General features: G+C 48.1%; 21 protein-coding genes, 14 tRNA genes, 2 rRNA genes and 1 pseudogene (1 of these 38 running past the window's edge). 5 read left to right on the top strand and 33 right to left on the bottom strand.

The features are described from left to right. Window positions 1–387 carry a hypothetical protein gene (locus tag L6442_RS06460; protein WP_212981523.1) on the bottom strand — a complete coding sequence of 129 codons (387 nt, stop codon included), beginning with the start codon at window positions 385–387 and terminating at the stop codon, window positions 1–3. A 409-nt stretch (window positions 388–796) separates the two neighbouring features. Here L6442_RS06460 and L6442_RS06455 point away from each other — a divergent pair, with 409 nt between their 5' ends. Then, window positions 797–1,420: a hypothetical protein gene (locus tag L6442_RS06455; RefSeq protein ID WP_212981522.1), complete on the top strand. Its 624-nt coding sequence runs from the start codon at window positions 797–799 to the stop codon at window positions 1,418–1,420. Between the two features lie 60 nt (window positions 1,421–1,480). Here L6442_RS06455 and L6442_RS06450 read toward each other — a convergent pair. From L6442_RS06450 to L6442_RS06430, 5 genes and pseudogenes are all read right to left on the bottom strand, one after another. Next, window positions 1,481–1,552 (bottom strand) — tRNA-Pro (locus L6442_RS06450). A 328-nt stretch (window positions 1,553–1,880) separates the two neighbouring features. Next, window positions 1,881–2,507: an ECF-type sigma factor gene (locus tag L6442_RS06445; protein WP_212981521.1), complete on the bottom strand. Its 627-nt coding sequence runs from the start codon at window positions 2,505–2,507 to the stop codon at window positions 1,881–1,883. A 114-nt stretch (window positions 2,508–2,621) separates the two neighbouring features. Next, window positions 2,622–3,999 (bottom strand): annotated as a pseudogene (locus tag L6442_RS06440) (DEAD/DEAH box helicase). Next, on the bottom strand, window positions 3,996–4,277 hold the full coding sequence (locus tag L6442_RS06435) for a VRR-NUC domain-containing protein (protein WP_212981636.1): 282 nt from the start codon (window positions 4,275–4,277) through the stop codon (window positions 3,996–3,998). The pseudogene L6442_RS06440 and the gene L6442_RS06435 overlap by 4 nt, the downstream one beginning before the upstream one ends. A 268-nt stretch (window positions 4,278–4,545) precedes the next feature. Further along, the gene (locus L6442_RS06430; protein WP_212981601.1) at window positions 4,546–6,912 is read right to left on the bottom strand and encodes a virulence-associated E family protein; all 2,367 of its coding nucleotides are present in this window, start codon (window positions 6,910–6,912) and stop codon (window positions 4,546–4,548) included. Window positions 6,913–7,010: 98 nt separating this feature from the next. Between L6442_RS06430 and L6442_RS06425 the strand changes: the two genes are divergently transcribed. Further along, window positions 7,011–7,871, top strand: coding sequence for a hypothetical protein (locus tag L6442_RS06425; protein WP_212981602.1), 861 nt, complete (start codon window positions 7,011–7,013; stop codon window positions 7,869–7,871). A 63-nt stretch (window positions 7,872–7,934) separates the two neighbouring features. Here the strand turns inward: L6442_RS06425 and L6442_RS06420 are convergent, their stop codons facing one another. The 12 genes from L6442_RS06420 to L6442_RS06365 all read right to left on the bottom strand — a co-directional run bounded on the left by L6442_RS06420 (window position 7,935) and on the right by L6442_RS06365 (window position 15,204). Continuing rightward, window positions 7,935–8,942 carry a DUF3310 domain-containing protein gene (locus tag L6442_RS06420; RefSeq protein WP_212981603.1) on the bottom strand — a complete coding sequence of 336 codons (1,008 nt, stop codon included), beginning with the start codon at window positions 8,940–8,942 and terminating at the stop codon, window positions 7,935–7,937. Between the two features lie 18 nt (window positions 8,943–8,960). Then, window positions 8,961–10,910 (bottom strand): DNA polymerase, encoded by a 1,950-nt coding sequence (locus L6442_RS06415; RefSeq protein WP_212981604.1) that lies wholly within the window; start codon window positions 10,908–10,910, stop codon window positions 8,961–8,963. Continuing rightward, window positions 10,907–11,179, bottom strand: a complete 273-nt coding sequence (locus L6442_RS06410) for a MazG-like family protein (RefSeq protein WP_212981605.1) — start codon at window positions 11,177–11,179, stop codon at window positions 10,907–10,909. The genes L6442_RS06415 and L6442_RS06410 overlap by 4 nt, the downstream gene beginning before the upstream one ends. 74 nt (window positions 11,180–11,253) lie before the next feature. Beyond that, window positions 11,254–11,853 (bottom strand): DUF2815 family protein, encoded by a 600-nt coding sequence (locus L6442_RS06405; RefSeq protein WP_212981606.1) that lies wholly within the window; start codon window positions 11,851–11,853, stop codon window positions 11,254–11,256. A gap of 24 nt (window positions 11,854–11,877) precedes the next feature. Then, window positions 11,878–12,120 (bottom strand): hypothetical protein, encoded by a 243-nt coding sequence (locus L6442_RS06400; protein WP_212981607.1) that lies wholly within the window; start codon window positions 12,118–12,120, stop codon window positions 11,878–11,880. Continuing rightward, window positions 12,120–13,319: a DUF2800 domain-containing protein gene (locus tag L6442_RS06395; RefSeq protein WP_212981608.1), complete on the bottom strand. Its 1,200-nt coding sequence runs from the start codon at window positions 13,317–13,319 to the stop codon at window positions 12,120–12,122. Before L6442_RS06395 ends, L6442_RS06400 begins: the two co-directional genes overlap by 1 nt. Continuing rightward, on the bottom strand, window positions 13,316–13,759 hold the full coding sequence (locus L6442_RS06390) for a hypothetical protein (protein WP_237100248.1): 444 nt from the start codon (window positions 13,757–13,759) through the stop codon (window positions 13,316–13,318). The genes L6442_RS06395 and L6442_RS06390 overlap by 4 nt, the downstream gene beginning before the upstream one ends. A gap of 25 nt (window positions 13,760–13,784) precedes the next feature. Then, window positions 13,785–14,066: an AbrB/MazE/SpoVT family DNA-binding domain-containing protein gene (locus L6442_RS06385; RefSeq protein ID WP_212981622.1), complete on the bottom strand. Its 282-nt coding sequence runs from the start codon at window positions 14,064–14,066 to the stop codon at window positions 13,785–13,787. 75 nt (window positions 14,067–14,141) lie between these two features. Beyond that, on the bottom strand, window positions 14,142–14,303 hold the full coding sequence (locus L6442_RS06380) for a hypothetical protein (RefSeq protein WP_212981621.1): 162 nt from the start codon (window positions 14,301–14,303) through the stop codon (window positions 14,142–14,144). Window positions 14,304–14,496: 193 nt separating this feature from the next. Further along, complete coding sequence (locus L6442_RS06375) at window positions 14,497–14,688, bottom strand: hypothetical protein (protein WP_212981620.1); 192 nt, start codon at window positions 14,686–14,688, stop codon at window positions 14,497–14,499. Between the two features lie 2 nt (window positions 14,689–14,690). Beyond that, window positions 14,691–14,972 carry a helix-turn-helix domain-containing protein gene (locus L6442_RS06370; protein ID WP_212981619.1) on the bottom strand — a complete coding sequence of 94 codons (282 nt, stop codon included), beginning with the start codon at window positions 14,970–14,972 and terminating at the stop codon, window positions 14,691–14,693. A 25-nt stretch (window positions 14,973–14,997) separates the two neighbouring features. After that, window positions 14,998–15,204, bottom strand: coding sequence for a helix-turn-helix domain-containing protein (locus L6442_RS06365; protein WP_212981618.1), 207 nt, complete (start codon window positions 15,202–15,204; stop codon window positions 14,998–15,000). A gap of 249 nt (window positions 15,205–15,453) precedes the next feature. On the opposite strand from L6442_RS06365, the gene L6442_RS06360 reads away from it, so the two are divergent. From L6442_RS06360 to L6442_RS06350, 3 genes are all read left to right on the top strand, one after another. Beyond that, entirely contained in the window at window positions 15,454–15,861 is a 408-nt protein-coding gene (locus tag L6442_RS06360; protein ID WP_212981617.1) for a helix-turn-helix domain-containing protein, read from the top strand. A gap of 10 nt (window positions 15,862–15,871) precedes the next feature. Beyond that, window positions 15,872–16,282, top strand: a complete 411-nt coding sequence (locus tag L6442_RS06355) for an ImmA/IrrE family metallo-endopeptidase (protein WP_212981616.1) — start codon at window positions 15,872–15,874, stop codon at window positions 16,280–16,282. 76 nt (window positions 16,283–16,358) lie between these two features. Further along, window positions 16,359–17,570 (top strand): tyrosine-type recombinase/integrase, encoded by a 1,212-nt coding sequence (locus tag L6442_RS06350; RefSeq protein ID WP_212981615.1) that lies wholly within the window; start codon window positions 16,359–16,361, stop codon window positions 17,568–17,570. A gap of 96 nt (window positions 17,571–17,666) precedes the next feature. Here the strand turns inward: L6442_RS06350 and L6442_RS06345 are convergent. From L6442_RS06345 to L6442_RS06275, 15 genes are all read right to left on the bottom strand, one after another. Then, window positions 17,667–17,737 (bottom strand) — tRNA-Gly (locus tag L6442_RS06345). Between the two features lie 15 nt (window positions 17,738–17,752). After that, window positions 17,753–17,826: transfer RNA gene (locus L6442_RS06340), tRNA-Pro, on the bottom strand. Between the two features lie 21 nt (window positions 17,827–17,847). Next, a tRNA-Gly gene (locus tag L6442_RS06335) sits at window positions 17,848–17,922 on the bottom strand. Window positions 17,923–17,931: 9 nt separating this feature from the next. After that, a tRNA-Lys gene (locus L6442_RS06330) sits at window positions 17,932–18,007 on the bottom strand. A 73-nt stretch (window positions 18,008–18,080) separates the two neighbouring features. Then, a tRNA-Gln gene (locus tag L6442_RS06325) sits at window positions 18,081–18,155 on the bottom strand. Between the two features lie 14 nt (window positions 18,156–18,169). Beyond that, window positions 18,170–18,245, bottom strand: a tRNA-His gene (locus L6442_RS06320). An 11-nt stretch (window positions 18,246–18,256) separates the two neighbouring features. Further along, a tRNA-Thr gene (locus L6442_RS06315) sits at window positions 18,257–18,332 on the bottom strand. Between the two features lie 202 nt (window positions 18,333–18,534). Beyond that, window positions 18,535–18,611 (bottom strand) — tRNA-Asp (locus tag L6442_RS06310). Window positions 18,612–18,643: 32 nt separating this feature from the next. Beyond that, window positions 18,644–18,717: transfer RNA gene (locus tag L6442_RS06305), tRNA-Met, on the bottom strand. A gap of 25 nt (window positions 18,718–18,742) precedes the next feature. Beyond that, a tRNA-Val gene (locus L6442_RS06300) sits at window positions 18,743–18,818 on the bottom strand. Between the two features lie 128 nt (window positions 18,819–18,946). Next, window positions 18,947–19,021 (bottom strand) — tRNA-Glu (locus L6442_RS06295). 19 nt (window positions 19,022–19,040) lie between these two features. Beyond that, window positions 19,041–19,132: transfer RNA gene (locus L6442_RS06290), tRNA-Ser, on the bottom strand. 4 nt (window positions 19,133–19,136) lie between these two features. Then, window positions 19,137–19,212: transfer RNA gene (locus L6442_RS06285), tRNA-Asn, on the bottom strand. Window positions 19,213–19,220: 8 nt separating this feature from the next. Next, window positions 19,221–19,337: ribosomal RNA gene (gene rrf / locus L6442_RS06280) — 5S ribosomal RNA — on the bottom strand. 227 nt (window positions 19,338–19,564) lie between these two features. Beyond that, window positions 19,565–20,613 (bottom strand): 23S ribosomal RNA (locus L6442_RS06275); it runs 1,880 nt beyond the window's last position.

Genomic DNA, 20,613 nt, shown 5'->3' with positions numbered 1-20,613 from the left:
TCAATCTTGCATCATTTTTCGAAGAGCGATACTCTGAACCTCATCGTGATAAGCGAATACTTTATCGATAAGTGATTGAAGTTCTTCTGAAGAATATCTAAACGCCTCAGAATCATATAATTGAATTGCCTTTTTAACGGCTATTTCAAATTTCCCCATAGCCTGTTCCAGATCTATTATGTCTTCGCTAACCAAAGGATATAGTTTCTTATATTGATCTATTCGCGATAGAACATGATTTTCGTATTTCTCAATATCTTCCTTTGATTTTATCCCTCCAAAAATACTATTGTTGTGAAAAAAATGTTCATTCGCATACTTTTTGAGTCTTTTATCGAACTGGAACTTCTGAACTATCTCAAGAACGAGTCCTCGATCCCTATCCAATCTTCCCCACCTCCCTATCATCACAATTCGACATCAGGAAGTATTTCCCTCCTTAACACCTGCTACGTGCTACCCGCCGAACAGGCCGATATGTAACTTGGCTCCGATACACCTTCACCACCGATACAGGCCGAAAAAGAGTTCTGGCTTCAGCCCTGTTACGTTTAGTCAGCTCTCTTCGTAGCAACTTGATAATAGCCGGATGCTCCGACAGCCAGGCTTAAAGGCATTCCGTAAACGGTTAAACGCCTCGACGATCGGCTTCATAAATCTTTGAACTGCTTCAATTGCTTTCTGAATAGTTTCCAGATCCAATGCCTTCAGCTCCTCTCGCAATGAAAAATATGGAAACCATTTTAGATTTCAAACGTTTTTATTAATATCATAAATCTTTATTGAGAGGTGTCACATGAAAGAATTTATTGTACCCATTATAAGTCTTGTCATAGCTTTATTACTGATTGTAGCTTCTTCAAGTTTCCCTTTGTATTCAAGAGTTTTTTGGATTAAAAAGGTGTTGAATAAGCCCTACAAAAAATTTAAAGAAGTATACATACAGTCACCAACGCAAAATGGAGGGTTTCAATTATCAAGAGATAGTCAAGCTCTGTTAGATTACTATTTAACGAATTTTATAAGGGCAGAGCTATCAGACCTTGCTTTTGAAATACGATTAAAATCACAAGTACAAACAGAAAGCAATCATTTAGTTAACTATGTAACCATGGGTCTTGTACCGCTATTCTCAATATTAATTGCGTGTTTTGCGTTATTCTCAAGTATATTGCCTTCAGGCGTATTGGTATCTATATTTGCAGTCACCATCCTTCTAGTGTTTGCAATAGCAATAATTGTTCTCTTTGACTTCGCCTCTAAACTCTATGTACAAGAGCCGATGAATAAACACCTTTTAGCCATAGAAAAAGTCCTCATCTTAATCGAAGAAGGCAAGCAAGAAACTATTAAGCCTCACAGAACTTTAAATTCCGTTCGAAGAAATCATCCGAAGAGAAGGGTTAGAGGCTCAAAGTAAAAAATACCGCCTCGATCCGAGACGGCGAAAAAGAGGAGATGATACAAAGGTTTCGAATAATCCGAACGGCAGGACTCGAACCTGCGACCACTTGCTCCCAAGGCAAGTATGCTGCCACTGCACTACATCCGGAAAAAGATATGTCCCCCGGTGGATTCGAACCACCGATGGTATGCCCATTCTTTCCTTGAGTCGGAATTGAACCGACGCAGTACCACCCCTGAGGGGATTCAATATAAGACGGCGGCTCATCGTCCGCCTGTACCACCTCCGCACCATATGAGTTGCCATCTACATATTGATGCGGGATAAGATAGAGGCGGCCGCCTAACAGCTATGAAAACTATTTACGACCGCCTCTATACATCTTTGGCATACTATCATTTTAACAGGGGTTGACACGAAAAACAAGAACATATGTTTGTCATTTTACGGTCAATTTTTGGTCAATTTACTGTCATTATCGCGCCAACTTTATATATTCCCTTTCGGCTGCTCGGATTCGGCGTCTGACCGTGCTTTCAGATAGCTCAAGTTTTTCTGTAAGCTCCTTAAGCTCCATCCCCTCTACATATATCCATCTCAGCAGTGTAGCAACATAAGGCTTGTAAGTTTCCAGCGATGAAAGAATAAAATCGACCCGATCCACTTCGGCCTGAAGGTCCTGAAGCTCAGACAGGCGGTCCAGAACCTTATCGATTTGATCGGAATTATCATCATACCCTCGTGCCACGATGATTTTTTGGATCTTCCCTCGGATCTCCCGCAACAGCTGGCTGTCCTCTCCATCAACTCCACGCGGCGGAATGGCTCTCTTTTGCGCCCTTACTCCTGCCGGATACTGTTCAAGATATGCATGTGCGGTCTGCTCCAGCTTTTGCTCGTAAGCTGACAGATACATGTAACTTGGCAGCCTCCTCAGCCTGGCGTGCAGTTCCTGCAGCTGATCGTCTTCATTTAGCCGGGACACCGTAATTCCGGCCCCAACACTGTAGGATGATAACACTTTGATACGCGCCTGTATCTGCCTATACTGTTTTAGCTGCTCGATCACTATCTGCTCGGCGGGCGCCGCTGCTTTTGTCATCCGTCTTCACCTCGCATTTATGTTTAGGGAAATAGGCCAATCTATAACGTTTGTGGCATTCAGTGCAGACCTTGAAACGTAAATTAAATGGCCTTTGATTATTGCTTGTTGTCTTCATCCCTTGATCCTTTCTATCCGTGCTTTGACTGCCTCCATCAAGGCATCTTGTCCGGCAGCCTTACGCTCCAGTGCGGCCACTGCGTCCTCATCCATCGTTCCCTCAGCTACCAACCGGATCACCACGATGTTATGTCGTACTCCCTGCCGATGAACCCGGGCGTTGGCCTGTTGATCTTCTTCAAGGCTCCATATCTGATCAAACCAGACAACCGTCCGGCAGCTCGACTCCTGGAGGTTAAGGCCGTGGCCGGCTGACTTCGGATGTAGCAGCAGCAGCGGAATTTCGTCATTGTTCCAAGCCCTGATATCCTCATTCCCGTCTTTGCCTTTCCGCAGGATCCGCGCTTTTGGGAATCGCTCTTGGATTCGGGACAAACTGTGTTTGAAATTATAGAAAACCATCACTGGTTTGCCGTTGGCCGCCTCAATCACGTCCTCCAAGGCATCCAGCTTGGCGTCATGGATTAGCTTCACGCCTTTGTCCTCGTCGTACACTGCACCACTTGCCAGCTGCAGCAACTTGTTGCTCAGAACGGCCGCAGTGCTGGCGACGACATCAGCATCCAGAAAGGGAAGCAGCAGCTCCTTTTCCAGCTTTTTATATTGCTCCTGGGCTTTCGGACTCAAGGACACTGGAATGGTCCGGTCGATCCGTTCAGGCAGCTCCAGCCAATCCTCGGCTTTCATGCTGACAGCAATATCCGATATGGCTTCATACACCCTTTCCTCGGCTTCTTTCTTGGCTTTCCACTCGTAGACAATGTGGCCGCTACGGGCGCCAGGATTAAAATATTTGTCCCTGTAGCCGGTTATTGTCTTGCCCAGGCGCTCACCCTGATCAATCAAATACATGGGTGCCCAGAGATCCATAAGGCTATTTGGTGCCGGTGTCCCAGTCAAACCGATCACTCGTTTCACCATCGGCCGGATCCGGCGGAGAGCCCGGAACCGTTTAGCCTGCGGGTTCTTAAAGCTGCTGAGTTCGTCGATCACCACCGTATCAAACGGCCACTTGCTGCCGTACTCACCGACAAGCCATTCAACATTTTCTCGGTTGATCACGTAGATATCAGCATCGGCCTTCAATGCTTTCCGGCGCGTTGCGGCGCTCCCCAGTACCTTACTGATTCGCAGGTGATGAAGGTGATCCCATTTCTCGATCTCGCGGGCCCAGGTATCCTCCGCCACTCGAAGCGGCGCAATCACCAATACTTTACAAGCATCAAAGTAGTCATTCAGCAATTGGTCTATGGCCGTCAAAGTAGTTACCGTTTTGCTAACCCAAGCCCATCTCCAGCAATAAGGCAATAAAATTCGTATCTATGATCCGCTTTCTCGCATAGTCCTGATAAACGTGTGGGATGAACTTCATTTCGGCATCACCTCCTGAATGAACCGGTCAATGTCCTCGTTCGAATCAATTTTGTAATGTTGATGCCCCATTTTCAGTAGCTTCCGTTTCCAGCGCTCCTGCAAAGGGGACAGATGCTTCCCGGGAGCTTTCATCTCGACGTATATCGTTTGGCCATTCGGTAAGAGTACAATCCGGTCTGGTACTCCCCGGTTTCCTGGGCTCACCCATTTGGGTGCCTCTCCGCCAATATCTTTTACTTCCCGAACCAAGCGACGCTCCAGTGCTGATTCTCTCATCTCGATAACTCCTTTCTAAGGTTGCCGAATTGCCGTCTATACGCGCGTACTGCGTTTTTACGCGTTTAAGTTATATATGCCTATGTGCTATACGGGTTAATTTATATTTTTATTAAAATAGTAGAATTTACGGCAACCATGGCAACTTAAATCTGTGAAGCCTTGATGCTATTAGGGTTCCGGCGGTTGCCGTTGATGCGATTTCTCGGCAATCTTCGGCAACGTCGGCAACCGTTTACGGCAACCACGGCAACCCTTCGGCAACCTTCTACGGCAACCGTTCAAAAACACGTTGAACACCGTATCCGGGTACCTTTGCTTTGCCCTTTCTTTCACCCCAACCAGGTATGCGTCTCATGATATCCGTGATTTCTTTTGACTCCCAGGTACGGAGATCACCGCGTTTCTTGCCAAGACATTCCGTCCAAATTTGGGCCGCACACACCCGGTTACGTAAATCATCCGTAGGCCGTCCCATTTCATCTTCTAGCGGCGTATCCAACCATTCCTGAATAAGCCCTTCTCTCGGATCCGTCTCCATATGTGAAGCCTGCTGCCGCTCTGCCTCCATGCGGGCCTCGCTGTCCAGCTCCAAGGTTTCCCCCGCCTTAAACCAGCTCAAAACCTCAGCCCAGATTTGGCTAACCTCTTCATCGTTCAGATCGTCCCAATGGCTTCTCTCAGCACGATCAGGGAAAACCTCAATTGGCCAAAAACGACGGTTCCCGGTCGCGTCCCGTAAGAAATCACGGGTATTTGTCGTCCCGAAAAAGACGCACTTCCGCGGGAACTCCGATACCTGCCGATCGTACGCTACCCGGTAGCGGTCCTCAGTCTTGGACAAGAACGCCTTAACCTCTTCAACCTCCGTCTTTTTCATGGCCGACAGCTCGCCGATCTCGAAGATCCAGCCGCTCTGCAAATGCTCACCGGCTTCTTTGTTCTCAAACGTCCGTAAGCTGTCACTGAACCATTCCCGGCCAAGCTTCGCCAGAAGTGAGCTCTTCCCGGCACCCTGCGGGCCAACCAAGACCAACATCTGGTCAAATTTGCAGCCAGGACGATAAAGCCGCGTGACAGCTGCCAGCAGCATCTTCCGAGTCACCTGCCGAGTGTAATGCGTATCCGCCGCTCCCAGGTAATCTATAAATGTCCGTTCTGCACGCGGCACACCGTCCCATGCTGCGCTCTCAACATAGGCTTTAATAGGATGGAACGTGTTTCGGTGAACAACCTCCGTAAAAGCATTTTGAATCGTCTTGGCCGAACTGATTCCGTGTACTTTGGCGAACCAATGCTGCAGCCGTTTGTCATCAGCCCCAAGCCAAGGTTCGTATGACCGTCCTGGGCGTTCCGGATCCCGCCAAGGTAAAGCCTTCCGGATAACCTCCGTATTACCGAATGCGTCATAGGCCAGTACGTCCCGCCATACTCCATTAGTCAGAAAAAGCTCGACATTACCCGCCGTCGGCAGCGGCATACCCGTTTTATGGTGCAGCTCAAGATTGGTTTTCCAGTCTTCTTTCTCTGGTTCCTCGTCATCAACGTCAAAGTCGTCGGCCATCTCCGCGAAGTCTGCCTGCCGTTCAGCAAAGGAGAGTTTTTTTACTTCTGGCAGCTGGGCGGCCCACTGCTCCATGGCCATATGACTCGGCTTCTTGGCATCCGGCGTGTGCTCCTTGACTCGTTCGTCCAGATGGCCGAATTTATGAACCCGGACAAGATCAAATAAGTTATAAGTGCGGCCATCCGCTACCGGATCGCTATCCTGGTGCGAATAAGCAAGATCCTGATCGGGGTAAACCTCCAGCCCGTTCCCGCTGCTTCCACGGGTGTATGTGTAGCGGTTCGGCATCGAACCGGGAGCATAAACATCGGACAAGAACCTTTCGATTCCTTCCTCGATCGTGAATGCCCGGCAAAACAGACCAATCGTGCCAAACTTCTCCCGCGGATCCTGTGCGCGCTTCGCTGCAAGCTGCGCAGGCGATTTTGCTTCTGGATGTCGGGGCCAGGACATCACATCTGTCCAGTCCTCATATTCATCCAGCACGCGGTCAACGTTCAGCGGCGCCCCTTCATAAACTTCCAGTACCGGCTCCGCATCCTTACTGCAACTGGGAAGATACATCAGCCTGTGAACGTCAAAAGTCGTCTTATCGAAGTTGTTCATGCCGATCTGCTCCGCCAGTTTGCGGCTGACCGCTGCATACTCGTCAGGGCTCATGTTCCGATCAGCTGGTATAATTAGGCGGTATTTTGGCTTCTGTGGCCGGTGGCTGTGTGTGGAGTAGACGGCATATGCCGTCCCTCCCAGCACCAGCTCAGCGGAAAATAGGAAATCGTCATCTCCGCGATCGATATCAAGTGTGACCAGGCTCCGGCTGTCGACATTCTCCTTCTTTCGCCGCCCCGTGCGAACAAGCCCGCCGACGAAAGCCGGACCGTCTTTCACCTTGCCACGGGCGACGTTGTTCATGGCGTCGTATTGTGCCATTGTCTCCGCTGTCCGCCGGACCTTCCGCAGCCGGTCCACGAACTCATCCCAGGTTAGATATTCAGTTTTCCAGTTCGTATCGGCCCGGTGCTTGCCACATGAAATATCAAGCAAGTATCCTCCTTGGTCGTCAACCATCGACAAAACCTCCAAAGCTTTCATATGAATCTTTTAGTATACGTATAAGTAACAAGGTTGGTATAATATTCCTATATAAATTATCCTGGAGGCACATTATGACAGATAAAAAAGAACTAAAAGTTGGTCTTGTAATGCCTATTTCTCCAATCGAGGATTGTTCCGCAGACCACTGGTCAGAAGTTAAAACAATATTAGTTGAAGCTGTAACCGATATTGAGCAATACGACGTCTCAGTAACACTTGTAAGTGATGCAGATGACATTGGAGTAATTCAAAAAAGGATAATTCATAATATTTATAGTTCGGACGTCATCATTTGCGACGTTAGCTGCAAAAACGCAAATGTTATGTTTGAATTGGGAATGAGATTAGCTTTTGATAGACCGACAGTGATAATAAAAGATGACCGAACATCGTATTCTTTTGATACACAAGTCATAGAGCATCTTTCTTATCCAAGAGATTTACGTTTTAGTAAAATGGTCGAATTCAAAGCTCAGCTTGCAAGAAGAGTTTTGGCTACATATGAGAAAGCTCAAAAAGAACCTGACTCCTCTGTATTTTTAAAGAATTTTGGCCAATTTAAAGTTGCTGAACTCAATGAAACCTCGGTAACATCAGACAAACTACTGATAGAAATGGTAGCTGACTTACAGAATCAGGTCACGAGAATCAATAACAAAATCAACCGACTAACTCACGAAGAAATTGCTGTTACCAATGATGTTGATCTTCGAGATGAATATTATGTTGCTATTGATTCGATAGTTTCTAATTTTGGCTTCGACCTTTTAGATCTTAAACCGAATGAGTATGATGAAATACTCAATTCTTTGATCGACCATAGTAGAACTTTTAGTGTTACCCCTAAACCAAGATCAATTCTTAAAGCCAACCTTGATTCTTACATTCAATATCAAAAGTATAAAAGAGCTCAAAAGAATAAAAAGAAGTAGAACGCCAAATTTAACAAGAGATGTGGCTGGATTAACCAGCCACTTTTTTCGGTTTAATACAGTTCATTCTCTGATCAAGCGCTTAATGTACCATGCAGCTTTCTGTAGATCCTCTCTGCCGTTCTTCCACTTCCAGCGCCAGAGGTATTTGATTGCGGCTCCGGTATTGTACGCCTCTGGCCCAGATAGCCCCGTTGTCGCTGCCTCAATTGCATCGATGCACTCGATCCCGCCTCGCGTATAATGTCCGGGATGATTGACTGGATCAGATGGCTTCTGCAGCACGCCAAGCTCGACAAGGGTTTCATAGGTACTGTTTGGATCCTTTTTAATTGTTTCTGCAGCTGCACTGAGTTGTTCATTTCTGATCACCAGATCGGCATGCTCCTTTTCCAACTCACTCAAGCGGCTTTTCGTCTTGTTCAGTAAGCCAAGGAGCTCGTCATGACCAGCCACCTGTTCGGATAATTCATCAACTGCCATTCGATATTCGTCACGTTCGCGGAGCAGCCGGTCGCATTCTGATTGAATTGTCTTATTTGCTAAACGGAGTTTATCGACTTCTGCCTGCAGTTCAATGCCACTCGGTACGTCACTTTCTCGTAATAGAGGTTGCTCAGTCTTCGAATTACCTGGCTGTGTCGATTCGCTCAACAAGTCCTGTGCTATTTCTGGAGTGATACCTTTAAGGCCCCACTTCTTAATCCAATAGTGAATGGCGTTATACTTCATCCCCCAAGCTTTCTCAATGCTGGAGAACGTTTCTCCCTTTGCTACTTGCTCGATCAGGATCTCCTTGGTTAAGCCACAAGTGGGCCCTTCTTTAGGTAATGGCATGCCGTTCTCCTCCTTCATTTGATCCCTGCGCCGCTGCAGTTGAGTTTCTGTGTGAACAATCCGGACACCAACGGGCATTTTTTCCTTTTTATCCGGAACCGGCAAAGCCCGATACTTTGCCAGTTCCTCGTCTGATAACTGATAGGTGACTACTTCTCCATGACCAAAAGCTTTCAGTTCATTCTCCCGCCTGGGTACCGGCGTTGTGGGTTTATCACTTACACGCGGAGCCATGTCACCTGTCACCTCCTGTTAATCCTTCTGATAGAAGTCACATTCAAATCCTGCAGCTTGTAGCGGCAGCCCTGGCGCCCAGTCGATAGGTTGGCTCATGATCTCCGTCATTTCCTCTACTGATCCCCAGCCGATTGGTGCGTCGGCGATAGCCTCGTCATGTACATGCAGGACAATCTCATATCCGTGAGCATCGAGCCGCATCAAGCTCTCAGCCAGACAGTCTCTCGCGATCGCTTGCACCAAATTTTCGACGAGAGTTCCGCCCCAAGTGCGTTGTGCAATCATTTTGCCACTCTTATCCGGAGCCCTAAAGGTTAAACCATCTTTATTGAATTTAGAATCTTGCTTGATTTCTGGACTTGGGTAGGCCAGACTATGCCCGCTTGGAAGATCGGCAAACAGAACGCCGGATGAATAGCGGTAACGAACACCGTGAGCCAGTTTTACTGTTGTTTTCGAACGAACTGCTTCCAAAGCAGCCTCTTCGGCGGAGTACCAAAGCTTCCTAATCTTCGGGTTTGCGTCACGCCATTGCTTAACGAGCCTATCGTATTGGTCCTTCGGGATCTCTTTCTTCTTATCCATCTTTTCGAGCGCTGAGACACCTCCACCGAATCCGCAAGCAAGCTCACCAACTTTACCAAAAGGACGATACTTATAATTCTCGTGACCTTTAACGATCGTCTCGAAAGAAACACCAAACATTTGCGCAGCCGTTGCTTCGTAGATCTTTCCATGCGTCCTGAAAACCTCAAGCTTCCAACTTTCGTCAGCCAGCCAGGAGATAACCCGGCCCTCGATCGCTGCAAAGTCCGCAACGATGAATCTATGACCAGGCGACGGGATAAGCCCGGTTCGCACGAGCTGCGAGAGAATGAACGGTGGAGCGCCGTAAAGAATTTCCAAAAGTTCATAGTCACCGGATCGTAACGTCTCCCTCGCCCGTGCTAAATCATCAATCTCGTTTTTAGGCAAGTTATGCATTTGCACGTTTCGGCCAGCCCAACGCCAAGTCCGGTTAGCTCCACAAAATTGAAGGATTCCACGGACGCGGTCATCATCACATATACAGCGAGCCATAGCGTCATATTTACTATTACTCGTTTTCCCCATCTCCTGCCGAAGTTCCAGGGCTCGAAATGCTTCCTCGTTTGGTGCAGCGTCAAGTAGAGCGGGCATATAATCTTTGGCGAGACTTTCTACTTCTAAACCGTTCTCTTTAAGCCAGCCCTTGAGCTGGGCATCACTGTTTGGATTCTCCAACCCCGTCAGTTCCTTGGCCTCGATCATCAGTCGTTCTGAGTACTGTTTCGCGCACGTGATAGCCTGATTAACGAATTCCCTATCTATCCGGACACCTCGATCATTAATTCGTTGATCGAGAGCCCACAGCTTCCATTCACTCTCTGGAACTGGGAAGCGTTCTAGTTGCCGCCGGACATCTCGTTCCACTACAACATCCTGGCGATTGTACTCGATATACTGCTGCCATTTTTCAGGATCATGATACGGGTGGTTTCGTGTACGTTGGCCGTTAACTTTACTCGGCCTGCACGGGACTGAGAAATACTTGATGAGCGCTTTACCCCGCGCGTCCTTCTGGGCATCGATTTTGAGCGCTTTAGCAACACCTTCCAGGCTGCCAGGCAGCCCTAAAGTGAGTGCCCATACGGCTGTGCACATCCATTGCGACGGATCACAAGTTATGCCGAAATGCTTGGCGATGGCTGTCCGTTCAAAAGCGGCGTTAAAAGCGGTCTTGGTAACATCCATCCGGAGCGCGTCCATGACGTCCTTTGGAACGGATTGAAAATCGGTTAAATCGATCACTTGGACCGGGTCATCATCAAAGGCAAAGCCGAATAGAAGAATTTCAAAGTCCGGCGCCTCAACGTAACGATGGACGCCGCATGTTTTAAGATCGATGGATGAATAAGTTTCAAGGTCAATCTGGAGAAGTGTCATTCGTCATCCCGTCCATATCGCCGGTCAAGAGCTTCAATGAAAGATATTGCCACCGCGGCAACCTGAACGGCCTCTTCTCGCATATTCTCATAGCCACCCTTTTTCCGTGCCTCTGGACCATTATCAAAGTGGGTTTCGTTCACTGCCTGGCACAGCTCCCCAAATTCCTCTCCGAGAATTCCCATCCACATCATTGGTTCATGATCTTGCTGTCCCCATTTTTCCTCTTGACGTTGACGTTCCTTAGCCACACTCACCCATGGGTTCATTTGTACTTCCTCCGATTCTGAAAATTTTGTGGTATAAAAAGGGGCCTCCTGCGGAAACCCCTAAGCTGTAAAAATTAGTTCATGAAATCATCGTCATCTTCAAAATCGTCCGTATCGAAATCCTCATCGGCAAAATCATCGTTCAGGCTGCTGCGGCCGCCAAGGAAGTCACCATCCTGCACTTTAACGATGTTGTTGAGGCCAGCAGCGATCCCCTTATTACCCTTAGTGTCAAAGAGGTAGAAGTTAACACTAACCTTGGAGTAGCATCCGGAGTAAACTTCCGTCGTGTCTGTAATTTCAGCAAATTTGGTCTTTCCTGTTGATGGATCTTTACCGATCGGCTTTGCGATCCCAGGCTTGTTCTTACTGCTTGCGTTAAAGAAGTAGTGGTTCGCGTACGCTTCATCGTCCGGTCTCTCTTCATCACCATCACGAAGCGGAGTATGAAATTTCGCGGGCAGCTTCCCGTTATATTTGGCTTTTGCTTGCTCCTTAAGCAAATCTACAATCGCCTTGATCTTACGAAGGGTTTCCTTGTCGTCCTTCGGGATCAAAATTGACGTACTGTACTTGAGATCCCCGCTATCGTTCTCTTGCGGCTCCCACACGTTCGCATAACTAAGACGGACCTTACCTGTCACCAATTTTGTAGTTTGATTATCGATTGCCATATTTGTTCGTGCTCCTTTAATGTTTTATTTTTGCGCGGGCAGTGTGCATAGAACCAACTTGCCCTTTTTGAACTCAATTTCGTGATGGTCAACATTGCCATACTCATCAACCGAAAAGATGCGATCAATTTCGATATTGTCTTCAAGTCCGCTACGTGATGAAAGTATCCCTGCATACTGAATAACTTCTTTTTCAGAGTTTCGAGTAACCATTTGTTGATCACCGTAACTACTTTTGTTTGTTTCAACGATTACGTACAACCTCATCAAACTTCAAACTCCTCTCCAGCAAAGTCATTATCAACACTGTTCAGCTCCGGCCGCTTGTCGGTCTCCGGCACGAGTACCGGCTTTCCTGGGGGCTTCATGATCAAACCGTCCAGAAGTGCGGCGAGTTCCTTCTTACCGATCTTCTTCTCCAAGTCACCAATTCCTAGCAGCTCGCGAGGCTTATAGATCGAAGATTCGTCGAACCCCTCAACAATCAAAATATCCACTGCAGCAGGTTTATCAGTAATGGTCCGGTTGCTTCTACCTTCGACAAGCTTCCATGACGGGATCCGGACGCCTTTCTTGGCCTGCTCAAAGGCGTAATCCTCAACATCCTTGGCCCAGACTTTAAGCTGTTCAGCCACGTACAGAACGTTTCCGATTTCATCAAGAGATAACAGAGCAGGGTCCTGGAACTCGTAAGCCAGAGCCTTCATATTCTCGTCTGCGCGTGCCCGGCAGCTGCCTTTCACCTTGCACCAGCGGCAATGGCTCCCGGATTTGAATTCCCCTTCCCCCGCATCAGCCAGCGCGGCTGCGGGCTTGACAACCGTTTCGGCCCACTCAATGAGCTCACCCAGCGGCAAAGTGTCTGCGCTGACGCTATCCAGCCGAGGCTGCACGATCGTCATGCGTACCTCGTTGATTGAGTAAAGATAATTCCAATTGGACCAGGCACCCAGGCCATACAGCCGAAGTTGCGGGTTTCCGATTGCACTGACCGGAACGCCCTTACCGTATTTCAAGTCAATGACTTCAAGTACACCGTCGGATATAAGCACAACGTCACCGGTGCCGTATCCATCAGGCACCCATTCCGTAAAGTCCAGCCGTTCTTCCAGCAGGATAATTGCGTCCGCTGATCTGGCTTTTGCAGCCATGAAATGCTCTTCGACCACCTCAACATAGGCAGTCACGGCATCCTCCATCTCCGGACCGTAATACTGGTTACTAGCCTTGAAATCAGAAATAGCCTTATCCAGCCGATTGCGCTCTGCTGAATTGCATGGTGTCAGCCGCCGACGCAGGATCAATTCGGATAGCTCATGCGCTCCCGTCCCCTCATCGGCATACTCACTCCGTTTTTCTGGGATGTTCTCCTGCAGTCTGGCACTCGGCGGACAGTTTATCCATTGATCTGCCTTTGACGCCCCCAGGAGCGCATGGGCCCGTTCAGCGTGTGCCAGCTGCGTCATAGAAGTTTCTCCAGCTCGGTCATAAAGGCGATCCGTTGATCTTCGGGAACGTCGGAAACTGATGGGCTTTCAAACTTATCAAGCAAAGCTTTAACAGCCTTTTTCCCGTCTTTAGCGTTTTTCCCAACCTCTTGAGCCTTGGCCCGAAGATCAACAACGCTTGGGATCTCTACGTCGTCACCCTCTGACTGCTCCTTTTCTTTCATTTCTTCCTCGATTTCCTTCGAAAGGGCGTCAAGATCAACTTCCTGGCCAACATCATCGTTTTTGCTTTCATCTTTTTTAGTGGATGTTCTCCGCTGACGTGGTTTCGGTTCTTCCGTTACTGCAGGGGCAGCAGCAGCCGCAGCTTTCCCAGAAGAGATGGCCGCAGCCAAAACGGACAATTCCTGAATAGATTCAGCTGCGTCAGCTCCGTTGATCGTAATTTGTACTGGCATAATATAAGTCCTCCTGATTTATGGATTAATGAGTGCTAAAACTTTCAATCAATTTACTTTCGTTCTTTACAATGATTCCGATACAAGGCTTGCAGATAAGCTTCTCTGGATAAAGCGAGACCAGCTCACGCTCAACATTCCCACATAGGCAACACCCAGGAGCGTATTTTTTGAGAATGATGCGCTCCCCATCCACGTAAATTTCAAAGGGGTCCTTTTCTCCGATCCCAAGGGTCCGACGCAACTCCATTGGGATAACGACACGACCCAGACCGTCAAGATATCGAACAATTCCAGTAGCTTTCATATTGATTCTCCTTCCGACCAGTGATACACTGGCCTTAACGTATATGGATCTTTGGATTTGCAGCTTCCCGGGCTCCTACACCGCGAGAAGCTGCTTTTCTTTTTCAATCCTCGCGATTTCGCCATCCAGCCAATCCAGCGCAGCCGGCAGCACTTCCGGATCACACTGGCAACGGCCGTTTAACAACCGCCAGCGCAGGCGCTTGAGTTCAAGCTTCCGCCAAATCAGATCGTTCATTGCTCTGGTTCACCTCCCTTCAGGCGGAGTTGTTCGGAATGTGCATCAACGTGATGTGACATACTCAATAAGTTCTTTACTTGCTTTTCTGACTCCACACCCACAGATGGTAATTCCGCGTGAAGTTAAAATAAGCACTTCCTCTTTGCATTTATCGCAAATCATAGCACTCACCCTTTTGCGCTTTTTGTGTCTATTCCGCAGAAACTTCCCGGCCGGCGATTACCGTTACCGCGCCAAGCTTTTTTATAAGGCACTTTCCAGAGCAAACCAGCTCATTACCGATTTTGGTCACCGGCTGACCGAAGTAGATCTCCGCTCCGCATTCCTCATTGGCGCAGTAATCGATCACATCGGGAGCGACCATATCAAGCACTTTACTCATTTTCATTCCACCTTTCTGATCAGAATCGACTCGATATGCTTATCTAAATCGATCTGCCGAAAATACAACAGATTGCGTTGCCTAAAATACGGCACTTCTCCTTTTTGAACCATGCGCCGTAGCGTTGATTCCGAGACCTTGAGATACTGATAAGCTTCTTCAAACGTAAAGATGTTTGCCCTCAAGGCCTGCATGATCTTGGGCTGCAGGTCTGACAAAATTTCAGCTGTTAGTTCGCGCTTTATATCTGCTCTGAGGGCTTCGATAAAATCAGTCGTGGTCATTCAGGTAACCCCCTACCTAATCACCTCAGTGTTTTAATTTTTTCGCTGGTACAAATTTGATCTCCAGCCCCAAAGCGTCGCAGGCTTTACTCAACGTTGTCTCATTCCAGCGTCGATTACCATCTAAAAGACTGTGGAGGTATTGAGGGGTGTACCCTGTTTGTTTGGCCACTTCAGATGGAGTAACACCTTGATCTTCCATGGCTTTTTTTATGGATTTTGAAAAACTCATATGCACACCTCACTTTAACTATTTGTTTGTTTCGCATGAGTAAATATTAAACTATATGTTTCATTACGGCAATTCGAAATATCAAGCATTTAACCCTAAAATTAAACATTTCGTTGAAAAACCCATATACATTCTACTATTTGTTTAATTTTACTTGATTTTTCTCTGTTTTTAAACTATTTGTTCGTTGAATTATAAACTATTTGTTGATAATATGATTCTAAACAAATAGTTGAAGGAGAATTAACAATGAATAGAATCCGTGAGATACGGCTGAAAAAAGGAATCAGTGGGCCTGAGTTAGCTGAAAAATTAGATATCACACCTCAATATCTGTACGGATTCGAAAAGGAGACACGAACACTAAGTGCTGATATGGCTTCTCGAATTGCCTCAATTTTTGAAGTAAGCGTTGATTATCTACTTGGCCGAACTGATGTTAGCGAAGATCTACATCACGTTCCTGGCTGGGCAACCGCTAAAGATAAACGAGACTTCAAAAAAATGCTTGAAGAAGACGAGCCTGTTATGTTCGATGGCGTGCCAGTAAGTGATGAAGACAAGGAGAAAATCAAACGCGTCATAGAAGCCTTTTTCTGGGATGCCAAAGAAAAGAATAAAAAGACATACGGCCGGAAGAAGAATACGGACGAATAGAGGGACGGCTATGGAAGATGAAATTAAAAAGCTCATCCGCAGATTTAAGTCGAAGGACCCTTTTGAAATTGCCGAAGGTTTAAACATTGAGATTAGGTTTTGTGACCTGGGGGGAAATACTCGGGGGCTTTACTATCGCAAATTGAGAAGGAAATTCATAGCCATACATGAAGGACTCAACGATCCATGGAAACGATTTGTTTGTGCACACGAATTAGGCCATGATAGGCTCCATCCTGGAATCAGCCGTTTTTTCCTTGACGAATATTCCTTCTTCTCTGCCGGGAAGTTTGAGCATCAGGCTAATAAGTTTGCCCTTAAGTTGTTAACAGCTGGATCATACATAGAACAAGGGGAATCCATTGAGGAGTTTTTCATTAGAAATGGAATCCCTAAAGAAATGATTAAATTTTACATCTAAACTTTGCGCTTTCCAGCCCGCAAGGCTGTTTAAATATACCCTTAAATAGAACATATGTTTGGAGTGATGTTACAAAATGGCATGGATCGAGTATATTGGAGGCAACAAGTATAAATTAGTCGCTCGGGATCCATCGAAGGTATCCAAGCCTAAAAAATCGACTCGAGTAGAAGTGCCTGCCGATGTCGCAAAGTCGGCACGGAAAACAGAACAGTGGCTCACCCTGGAGCTGGCTAAGTGGGCCGAAGCTGTTGAGTCCGGGGAAGCATCTGGTAAGGTCAAAAGCGAGAAAATCAGCTTTAAAGATTTCATTGAGACGTGGAAAAAAGGTTACGCCAAGGAAAACATGGGCGGGAAGACGATCCTAAACACCATGGCAATCATCGAATCGAGGCTCATACCTGAATTCGGTGATACGCGGATCGATCAGATCACGACGCTGCAACTCGTCACCTGGTTCGCCAGTCTTGTAAACCTAAAGAATAAAAAGCCTCTGGCTACAAACACGAAGCTCAACATTTACAAGGCAACGAAATCCATTTTTGATGCAGCTGCTGAGTGGGGAGTTATTAAAAGCAATCCAATGGACGGCGTGAAGCGTCCAAGCCAAAGCAAGAAGGAGAAAAAAGAGATCCGATCTAAGAAGCAAGCTTATACCCGGCAAGAGGTAGAGAAGCTCCTGACAGCCCTCTACGCCCTCCCTGCTCGCTGGCGGCTGTATTTTACCGGTGCGATCCTTGGAGGATTCAGGCGCGGTGAGCTACTGGCCGTAGAGTGGCCTGACGTGGATCATGACCGATGCGCGATCTGGATCGAGAAGCAAATCACATTAGACGAAGAAGGAAATAAGATCGAAGGAGAGGTTAAGACGGAAGAATCCGAAGGCTGGGTGGCGATGCCAAAGTGGTATATGGATGAGCTTAAACGCTATGAGCGGGAATGGAGAAAAGAAAGAATGTCCTGCAAAAATTGGCTCGGTGAAGACAAGCAGTACATTTTCCACGGAGGCCGAGGCATTATGTATTATCCAAGCACGCCAACCGGTACGTGGTCAAAATTCCTAGAAAAGAACGGGCTGCCGCATGTGAAGCTCCATGGCCTGCGACATACCGCCGGCATGCTGCTGCGAGAATCTGGTGCCGATCTCAAGACCATCCAGGAGCGATTGCGTCATACTAAGCTGGACACAACAGCAAACATCTATACACATAAATCCGAAGCCATTAGCCGAGCTGCAGCCGATCAGTTGGAGGAGCTGAATCCAAAATGGATCAAATTTGCCCCCTAGTTTGCCCCCGCAGGAGAAAATCGTCAACCGTTTGTCGAAAATCGACAAAAGAAAAAACCCTTGCGGCACAAGGGTTTCAAGGATTTTTTAGAGCTAAGCGGGTGATGGGAATCGAACCCACGCTACCAGCTTGGAAGGCTGGAGTTCTACCATTGAACTACACCCGCACTAAAAAGAAAATATCGGGATGACACGATTCGAACATGCGACCCCCTGGTCCCAAACCAGGTGCTCTACCAAGCTGAGCTACATCCCGATGCAAGGTAATACAGTTAAATGGAGCGGACGACGGGAATCGAACCCGCGACCCTCGCCTTGGCAAGGCGATGCTCTACCGCTGAGCCACGTCCGCAAAAGAAACTGGTGAGCCATGAAGGACTCGAACCTTCGACACCCTGATTAAAAGTCAGGTGCTCTACCAACTGAGCTAATGGCTCAAATGTTCACTGGGGCCCCGAAAAGTATTCGAAGTTCCCTACGAAGCATTTGCTTCACTTTTTGGGTGAAAAATGGCTGGGGATATAGGATTCGAACCTATGCATGACGGAGTCAAAGTCCGTTGCCTTACCGCTTGGCTAATCCCCAACAAGCAAGTTAAATGGGGCGATCGATGGGACTTGAACCCACGAATGCCGGAGCCACAATCCGGTGCGTTAACCCCTTCGCCACGACCGCCATATGAAATCTGGTGCCGGCGAGAGGACTTGAACCCCCAACCTACTGATTACAAGTCAGTTGCTCTACCAATTGAGCTACACCGGCATATTTGAAGGAATACTCTCACTTCGGTTTTTCAAAGTGATACTCCGACGGAATTTTCATTAAATCCTTATCCCTGGAGCTAAAATAAATGACGGAACCGACGGGATACTCTCACTCCGTTCGAGACTGCGAAGTAATCGCTATCGTAGCCATGCTCCGACGAACCCATTTTCGGGTTCTCATCCCTTGATGCTGACAATAATGGCGGAACCGACGGGATTCGAACCCGCGATCTCCTGCGTGACAGGCAGGCATGTTAGGCCTCTACACCACGGTTCCACAGAGGCGCTTTCCTATGTAAGGAAATCTAATTGCGGAGGCAGGATTTGAACCTGCGACCTTCGGGTTATGAGCCCGACGAGCTACCGGACTGCTCCACCCCGCGTCATTAAAAAACTTCGTTGATATTATGGTGGAGGCTGAGGGGATCGAACCCCCGACCCTCTGCTTGTAAGGCAGATGCTCTCCCAGCTGAGCTAAGCCTCCATAAGTTTTATGTAAGATGACCCGTAAGGGATACTCTCACTTCGTTCGAGACTGCGATGCAGCACTATCGAAGTTGATGCTCCGACGAACCCTTTTGGATTCTCATCCCTATCGAAGCTAAATTAAAATGGTGACCCGTAGGGGATTCGAACCCCTGTTACCTCCGTGAAAGGGAGGTGTCTTAACCCCTTGACCAACGGGCCATGCTATGAATTTAATTGCTGGCGGAGAGAGAGGGATTCGAACCCTCGAGACGCTTTTGGCGCCTACACGATTTCCAATCGTGCTCCTTCGGCCAGCTCGGACACCTCTCCGTAATGGCTCCCCGAACAGGACTCGAACCTGTGACAACTCGATTAACAGTCGAGTGCTCTACCAACTGAGCTATCAGGGAATATGTATGCTTGGCGGCGTCCTACTCTCCCAGGACCCTTCGGTCCAAGTACCATCGGCGCTGGAGGGCTTAACGGTCGTGTTCGGGATGGGTACGCGTGGAACCCCTCCGCCATCGCCACCAAACAGGATTTTTGCGCTGCGCTTGCCTCAATGATTACTCACCAGCAAAATATCCATCCTTAGAAAGGACATGCAGCTTCAAAATCGTTCAGATGTTTGATCACCTGAAAACTAGATACGAAACGTTTTGCGTTTTATTTTTCCGTAGCTTTCCCGGTTTTAATCCCGGGGCCCCGAAAAGTAATCGGAATCATCCGCGAAGCATACGCTTCACTTTTTGGGGTATTTTTTAGGATAAGCCCTCGACCGATTAGTATTGGTCAGCTCCATGCATTGCTGCACTTCCACCTCCAACCTATCTACCTCGTCGTCTTCAAGGGGTCTTACTAGTTGGGAAATCTCATCTTGAGGGGGGCTTCACGCTTAGATGCTTTCAGCGCTTATCCCTTCCGTACGTAGCTACCCAGCCATGCTCCTGGCGGAACAACTGGTGCACCAGCGGTACGTCCATCCCGGTCCTCTCGTACTAAGGACAGCTCCTCTCAAATTTCCTACGCCCACGACAGATAGGGACCGAACTGTCTCACGACGTTCTGAACCCAGCTCGCGTACCGCTTTAATGGGCGAACAGCCCAACCCTTGGGACCTACTTCAGCCCCAGGATGCGATGAGCCGACATCGAGGTGCCAAACCTCCCCGTCGATGTGGACTCTTGGGGGAGATAAGCCTGTTATCCCCAGGGTAGCTTTTATCCGTTGAGCGATGGCCCTTCCATGCGGTACCACCGGATCACTAAGCCCGACTTTCGTCCCTGCTCGACTTGTAGGTCTCGCAGTCAAGCTCCCTTCTGCCTTTGCACTCTTCGAATGATTTCCAACCATTCTGAGGGAACCTTGGGGCGCCTCCGTTACTCTTTAGGAGGCGACCGCCCCAGTCAAACTGCCCACCTGACACTGTCCCCGCACCGGATTACGGTACCAGGTTAGAACCTAGATACGATCAGGGTGGTATCCCAACGGCGCCTCCACCTAAGCTGGCGCTCAGGCTTCTTAGGCTCCCACCTATCCTGTACAGATCGTACCCAAATCCAATATCAAGCTGCAGTAAAGCTCCATGGGGTCTTTCCGTCTTGTCGCGGGTAACCTGCATCTTCACAGGTATTAAAATTTCACCGGATCTCTCGTTGAGACAGCGCCCAAGTCGTTACGCCATTCGTGCGGGTCAGAATTTACCTGACAAGGAATTTCGCTACCTTAGGACCGTTATAGTTACGGCCGCCGTTTACTGGGGCTTCGGTTCACAGCTTCGGATTGCTCCTAACCGCTCCCCTTAACCTTCC

This window comes from Paenibacillus azoreducens, from assembly GCF_021654775.1.
Taxonomy (GTDB): domain Bacteria; phylum Bacillota; class Bacilli; order Paenibacillales; family Paenibacillaceae; genus Paenibacillus_AQ; species Paenibacillus_AQ azoreducens.
Note: the sequence above shows the minus strand (reverse complement) of the source record. Positions and strands in the feature narration are given on the sequence as shown.

What these genes read in the sequence shown, in the direction of transcription:
- L6442_RS06455 (WP_212981522.1), top strand. Translation starts at nt 797, where the DNA reads ATGAAAGAATTTATTGTACCCATTATAAGTCTTGTCATAGCTTTATTA.
- L6442_RS06445 (WP_212981521.1), bottom strand. Translation starts at nt 2,507, where the DNA reads ATGACAAAAGCAGCGGCGCCCGCCGAGCAGATAGTGATCGAGCAGCTA.
- L6442_RS06435 (WP_212981636.1), bottom strand. Translation starts at nt 4,277, where the DNA reads ATGAGAGAATCAGCACTGGAGCGTCGCTTGGTTCGGGAAGTAAAAGAT.
- L6442_RS06430 (WP_212981601.1), bottom strand. Translation starts at nt 6,912, where the DNA reads ATGGTTGACGACCAAGGAGGATACTTGCTTGATATTTCATGTGGCAAG.
- L6442_RS06425 (WP_212981602.1), top strand. Translation starts at nt 7,011, where the DNA reads ATGACAGATAAAAAAGAACTAAAAGTTGGTCTTGTAATGCCTATTTCT.
- L6442_RS06420 (WP_212981603.1), bottom strand. Translation starts at nt 8,942, where the DNA reads ATGGCTCCGCGTGTAAGTGATAAACCCACAACGCCGGTACCCAGGCGG.
- L6442_RS06415 (WP_212981604.1), bottom strand. Translation starts at nt 10,910, where the DNA reads ATGACACTTCTCCAGATTGACCTTGAAACTTATTCATCCATCGATCTT.
- L6442_RS06410 (WP_212981605.1), bottom strand. Translation starts at nt 11,179, where the DNA reads ATGAACCCATGGGTGAGTGTGGCTAAGGAACGTCAACGTCAAGAGGAA.
- L6442_RS06405 (WP_212981606.1), bottom strand. Translation starts at nt 11,853, where the DNA reads ATGGCAATCGATAATCAAACTACAAAATTGGTGACAGGTAAGGTCCGT.
- L6442_RS06400 (WP_212981607.1), bottom strand. Translation starts at nt 12,120, where the DNA reads ATGAGGTTGTACGTAATCGTTGAAACAAACAAAAGTAGTTACGGTGAT.
- L6442_RS06395 (WP_212981608.1), bottom strand. Translation starts at nt 13,319, where the DNA reads ATGACGCAGCTGGCACACGCTGAACGGGCCCATGCGCTCCTGGGGGCG.
- L6442_RS06390 (WP_237100248.1), bottom strand. Translation starts at nt 13,759, where the DNA reads ATGCCAGTACAAATTACGATCAACGGAGCTGACGCAGCTGAATCTATT.
- L6442_RS06385 (WP_212981622.1), bottom strand. Translation starts at nt 14,066, where the DNA reads ATGAAAGCTACTGGAATTGTTCGATATCTTGACGGTCTGGGTCGTGTC.
- L6442_RS06380 (WP_212981621.1), bottom strand. Translation starts at nt 14,303, where the DNA reads ATGAACGATCTGATTTGGCGGAAGCTTGAACTCAAGCGCCTGCGCTGG.
- L6442_RS06375 (WP_212981620.1), bottom strand. Translation starts at nt 14,688, where the DNA reads ATGAGTAAAGTGCTTGATATGGTCGCTCCCGATGTGATCGATTACTGC.
- L6442_RS06370 (WP_212981619.1), bottom strand. Translation starts at nt 14,972, where the DNA reads ATGACCACGACTGATTTTATCGAAGCCCTCAGAGCAGATATAAAGCGC.
- L6442_RS06365 (WP_212981618.1), bottom strand. Translation starts at nt 15,204, where the DNA reads ATGAGTTTTTCAAAATCCATAAAAAAAGCCATGGAAGATCAAGGTGTT.
- L6442_RS06360 (WP_212981617.1), top strand. Translation starts at nt 15,454, where the DNA reads ATGAATAGAATCCGTGAGATACGGCTGAAAAAAGGAATCAGTGGGCCT.
- L6442_RS06355 (WP_212981616.1), top strand. Translation starts at nt 15,872, where the DNA reads ATGGAAGATGAAATTAAAAAGCTCATCCGCAGATTTAAGTCGAAGGAC.
- L6442_RS06350 (WP_212981615.1), top strand. Translation starts at nt 16,359, where the DNA reads ATGGCATGGATCGAGTATATTGGAGGCAACAAGTATAAATTAGTCGCT.